General features: G+C 65.1%; 6 protein-coding genes. 5 read left to right on the forward strand and 1 reads right to left on the reverse strand.

Annotated features, from left to right (window positions below; translation table 11 throughout):
* Positions 1-1,094 (forward strand): POT-type proton-dependent oligopeptide transporter (locus AC1VAN_RS13805; RefSeq protein ID WP_480985999.1); only part of this gene is annotated, 1,094 nt, incomplete at its 5' end.
* A gap of 7 nt (positions 1,095-1,101) precedes the next feature.
* Positions 1,102-1,728 (forward strand): rhomboid family intramembrane serine protease, encoded by a 627-nt coding sequence (locus tag AC1VAN_RS13810; protein WP_025876742.1) that lies wholly within the window; start codon positions 1,102-1,104, stop codon positions 1,726-1,728.
* A 58-nt stretch (positions 1,729-1,786) separates the two neighbouring features.
* Here the strand turns inward: AC1VAN_RS13810 and AC1VAN_RS13815 are convergent, their stop codons facing one another.
* Positions 1,787-1,948: a hypothetical protein gene (locus tag AC1VAN_RS13815; protein WP_162887673.1), complete on the reverse strand. Its 162-nt coding sequence runs from the start codon at positions 1,946-1,948 to the stop codon at positions 1,787-1,789.
* 208 nt (positions 1,949-2,156) lie between these two features.
* On the opposite strand from AC1VAN_RS13815, the gene AC1VAN_RS13820 reads away from it, so the two are divergent.
* From AC1VAN_RS13820 to AC1VAN_RS13830, 3 genes are all read left to right on the forward strand, one after another.
* Positions 2,157-2,459 (forward strand): GNAT family N-acetyltransferase, encoded by a 303-nt coding sequence (locus AC1VAN_RS13820; RefSeq protein ID WP_025876743.1) that lies wholly within the window; start codon positions 2,157-2,159, stop codon positions 2,457-2,459.
* 36 nt (positions 2,460-2,495) lie between these two features.
* Positions 2,496-3,377: a DUF3298 and DUF4163 domain-containing protein gene (locus AC1VAN_RS13825; protein ID WP_025876745.1), complete on the forward strand. Its 882-nt coding sequence runs from the start codon at positions 2,496-2,498 to the stop codon at positions 3,375-3,377.
* A 19-nt stretch (positions 3,378-3,396) separates the two neighbouring features.
* The coding region (locus AC1VAN_RS13830; protein WP_480986000.1) for a class I SAM-dependent methyltransferase at positions 3,397-4,101 on the forward strand (705 nt) is incomplete at its 3' end.

The raw sequence follows: 4,101 nt of genomic DNA on the forward strand, positions 1-4,101 counted from the left end.
CCTTCTACTGGATCATCAATTTCGGTTCGTTGTTCGCCTCGCTGCTGATCCCGCTGGTGCTGAAGAACTGGGGCCCGCAGTGGGCGTTTGGTATTCCGGGCATCCTGATGTTCATCGCCACCTTCGTGYTCTGGCTGGGCCGCAAGCGCTACGTGCTGGTGCCGTTGCCGCCGAAGGACCCGCATTCGTTCGCCAATGTGGTGCGCACCGCGCTGACCACGCGGGTGGCCGGCCAGGGCCGTCCGGGCCTTGTGATCGCCGTGCTCGGCCTGGTGCTGGCGGTGGCCTCGTTCGGCCTGATCGGCTCGCTCGGCATCGTGATCTGCCTGTGCCTGGCGCTGGTCTCGATCCTCGCGGGCATCGGTGGTGGCACCTGGCTGCAGCTGGACCGCGCGCGCGGCCAGCATCCGGCCGAAGCCGTGGAAGGCGTGCGCTCGGTGCTGCGCGTGCTGGTGATCTTCGCCCTGACCACGCCGTTCTTCTCGCTGTTCGACCAGAAAGCTTCGACCTGGGTGCTGCAGGGCCAGCAGATGCAGATGCCGAGCTGGTTTACCGCCTCGCAGATGCAGGCGCTGAACCCGCTGCTGGTGATGATCCTGATTCCGTTCAACAACCTGGTGCTGTACCCAGCCCTGCGCCGCTTCGGTTTCGAGCCCACCGCGCTGCGCCGGATGACCGCCGGCATCGCTTTCAGCGGCCTGGCCTGGATCGTGGTGGGTGGCATCCAGGTGGTGATGGATGGCGGCAATGCGATGTCGATCTTCTGGCAGATGCTGCCSTACGCGCTGCTGACCTTCGGYGAGGTGCTGGTCTCGGCCACCGGCCTGGAGTTYGCCTACAGCCAGGCCCCGCAGGCGATGAAGGGCGTGGTGATGAGCTTCTGGAACCTGACCACCACCATCGGCAACCTGTGGGTGCTGCTGTCCAATGCGGCCGTACGCAACGAGACGGTGACCCACCAGATCGCGGGGACCGGGTTGAGCGAGGCGGCATTCCTGATGTTCTTCTTCGCCGGCTTCGCCTTCATCGCGGCGTTGGCCTTTGGTTGGTATGCACGACGCTATCGTATGGTCGACAACTACCGCACCGCCTGAGCCTGACATGACCCCCGTCAATCTGCTGTTGATCGCCATCACCGCCATCCTGTCGTGGATGGCGTTCAACAACCGCAAGCTGGCCGACCGCCTGATCCTGTGGCCGCCGGCGGTGGATCGCCACCGCCAGTACGACCGCCTGATCACCTACGGCTTCATCCATGCCGACTGGTCGCACCTGATCTTCAACATGATCACCCTGTTCTTCTTCGGGGGGTTCATCGAGAGCGTGATGGTGCAGCTGACCGGCAGCTATCTGGTCTATCCGGCGTTCTACGTCGGTGCGTTGCTGGTCTCGATCCTGCCCAGCTACCTGAAGAACCAGAAGAACCCGAACTACCTCAGCCTCGGTGCGTCCGGGGCGGTGTCGGCGGTGCTGTTCGCCTTCATCCTGATCAAGCCGTGGTCGATCATCCTGGTGTTCTTCATCCCGGCGCCGGCGATCGTCTATGCCGCGTTCTACGTCGGCTACAGCATCTGGATGGACAAGCGCGGTGGCGATCGCATCAACCACAGCGCGCACCTGGCCGGTGCGGCGTTCGGCGTGATCTTCATGCTGGCCATGCAGCCGAGCATCTTCAGTCACTTCCTGCGCGAACTGTCCAACCCGACCTTCCGCCTCGGCGGCGGCTGAGGGTGGCCGGGGTCGGATCCACTGGATCCGACCCCCGGGGCCGCGGCCCCGCTCCGGGTCAGGCCCGGGTCTGCTGACCGTAGGTATCGAGCAGGCGGGAGAACACTTCCTCGCCGATGCTCTGGAACGCCTGGTCTTCGGTCTGTCCCTCCACGGCCAGTTGCAGCAGGCCCTCCAGCAGGGCGTGATCGGTATCGGATTGGGAATCGCTGGGGTGCATCACGGGCCTCCACGGCAGATCGCTTGGTCAACTGTCGCAAGGGGCATGCCAGGCTGGCGCACCCCTGCAGAGGGGTTAGCGGCCGGTTGGCCTGAAGCTTGAGGGCAACAACTGACGCAACGGGCGCAGACTTGTCCCTGTTCAGGCTTCACGCGATCATGGCGCCCGCGTGCGCACCATCCACGCAGTCGCCGCAGGAGACAGTCCCATGGCTTCGGTCACGCCCCCCGGTCTGGCTTACGAGGTCGAACACGATCAGGTCAATCACCGTTTCACCGCCCGTGTGCGTGGGCAGGTGGCACTGTTGGAGTACCAGATCAAGCGCAGGCGGATGGTCATCACCCATACCGAAGTGCCCGAGCCGATCGCCGGCCGCGGCATTGCCGGTGAGCTGACCCGGGTCGCACTGCGTTTCGCCCGTGAGCAGAAGTACAAGGTGGTGCCGGCATGTGCCTATGCCGAGGCCTTCCTGCAGCGGCACGAGGAGTACCACGATCTGCTTGTGGGCTGAATCCAGCGGGCCACCCTTCAGCCAAGGCAGGCGATGATGCATGAACATGAACAGGGGATCCCGATGAAGATTGGAAACAACCGGCCACTGCACGCCAGCGTGCTGGCCGGCGCTATGGGCGTGCTGTTGCTGGCCGGTTGCCAGCGCGAGAACGAGGCGGCTCCGGCCACCGATGCCGCACCTGCGGCCGAAACCACCGGCACCGCCGAGGCACCCGCGGCGGAAGCGCCGTTGGATCTGCGCGATGTGATCGAGAACAACGAACGTGAAGTGGTTGGCATCAGCTACCCGGCGGGCATCGATCGTTATCCGGGCCTGGCACGCGCGCTGCAGGCCTATGCCACCTCCGCCCGCAGCGATCTGCAGCAGGCGCTGGACGGGCTGGGCAACGACAAGCCGACCATGCCCTATGAGCTGTCGCTGAGCTTCGAGAAGCTGCTGGAGACGCCGCAGCTGGTGGTGGTCAGTGCCGACGGCAGCCGCTACACCGGCGGCGCCCATGGCGARCCGCTGGTGGCTCGTTTCGTGTGGCTGCCGGCGCAGCAGCAGATGCTGAGCGCCGACAAGCTGGTGGCCGATGCCAAGGGCTGGAAAGCGATCAGCGATTTCGTCGCCGACCAGCTGCGCGAGCGTGTGGCCACCCGCCTCAGCGGCGAGGACATGGACCCGTCGCAGCTGCAGGAATCGCTGCGCAACGCCTCGCGGATGATCGCCGACGGCACCGGTCCGCAGGCCGACAACTTCAGCCAGTTCCAGCCGCTGACCGACGACAAGGGACAGATCACCGCGCTGCGCTTCGTGTTCCCGCCCTACCAGGTGGGTCCATACTCGGACGGCACCCAGACCGCCGATGTGCCGGCTTCGGTGTTGTTGCCACACGTGGCCAAGGACTACGTGGAGCTGTTCGCACGCGGGTAACCGTAGACGAGGAGGTGACGTGGATACAGGGTTGCAGGAGCGGGTCACCGGCCTGCTCCACGAGGCCGGGGTCCAGATCGATGGAACCCGGCCGCAGGATATCCAGGTGCATGACCCGCGCTTCTTCGCGCGGGTCATCGCGCACGGCTCACTCGGCCTGGGCGAGAGCTACATGGACGGCTGGTGGGATGCCAACGTCCTCGACGAGTTCCTGTACCACCTGATGCAGGCGCACCTGGACGAACGGGTGCACGGCTGGCGCGAGGTGGCCGACGCCTTGAAGGCGCGCCTGTTCAACCTGCAGTCCGGGGCGGGCAGCTATGAAGTCGGCCGCCGCCACTATGACCTTGGCAATGACCTGTACCAGGCGATGCTCGGCCAGCGCCTGGTCTACAGCTGTGGTTACTGGCGCAATGCCGACGATCTGGATGGCGCGCAGGAAGCCAAGCTGGACCTGGTGTGCCGCAAGCTGGGGCTGCGTCCCGGGCAACGCGTGCTGGACATCGGCTGCGGTTGGGGCGAGGCGCTGAAGTTCGCCGCCGAACGATACGGTGTCAGTGGCGTGGGCATCACCATCTCGCAGGAGCAGGCCGACTTCGCCCGCACGCTGTGCGCTGGCCTGCCGATCGAGATCCGGTTGCAGGACTATCGCGAACTTGATGAACCTTTCGATGCGATCTTCTCGATCGGCATGTTCGAACACGTGGGCGACAAGAACTACCAC

The sequence above is a fragment of the Stenotrophomonas sp. 05L44_2 genome, from assembly GCF_056665995.1.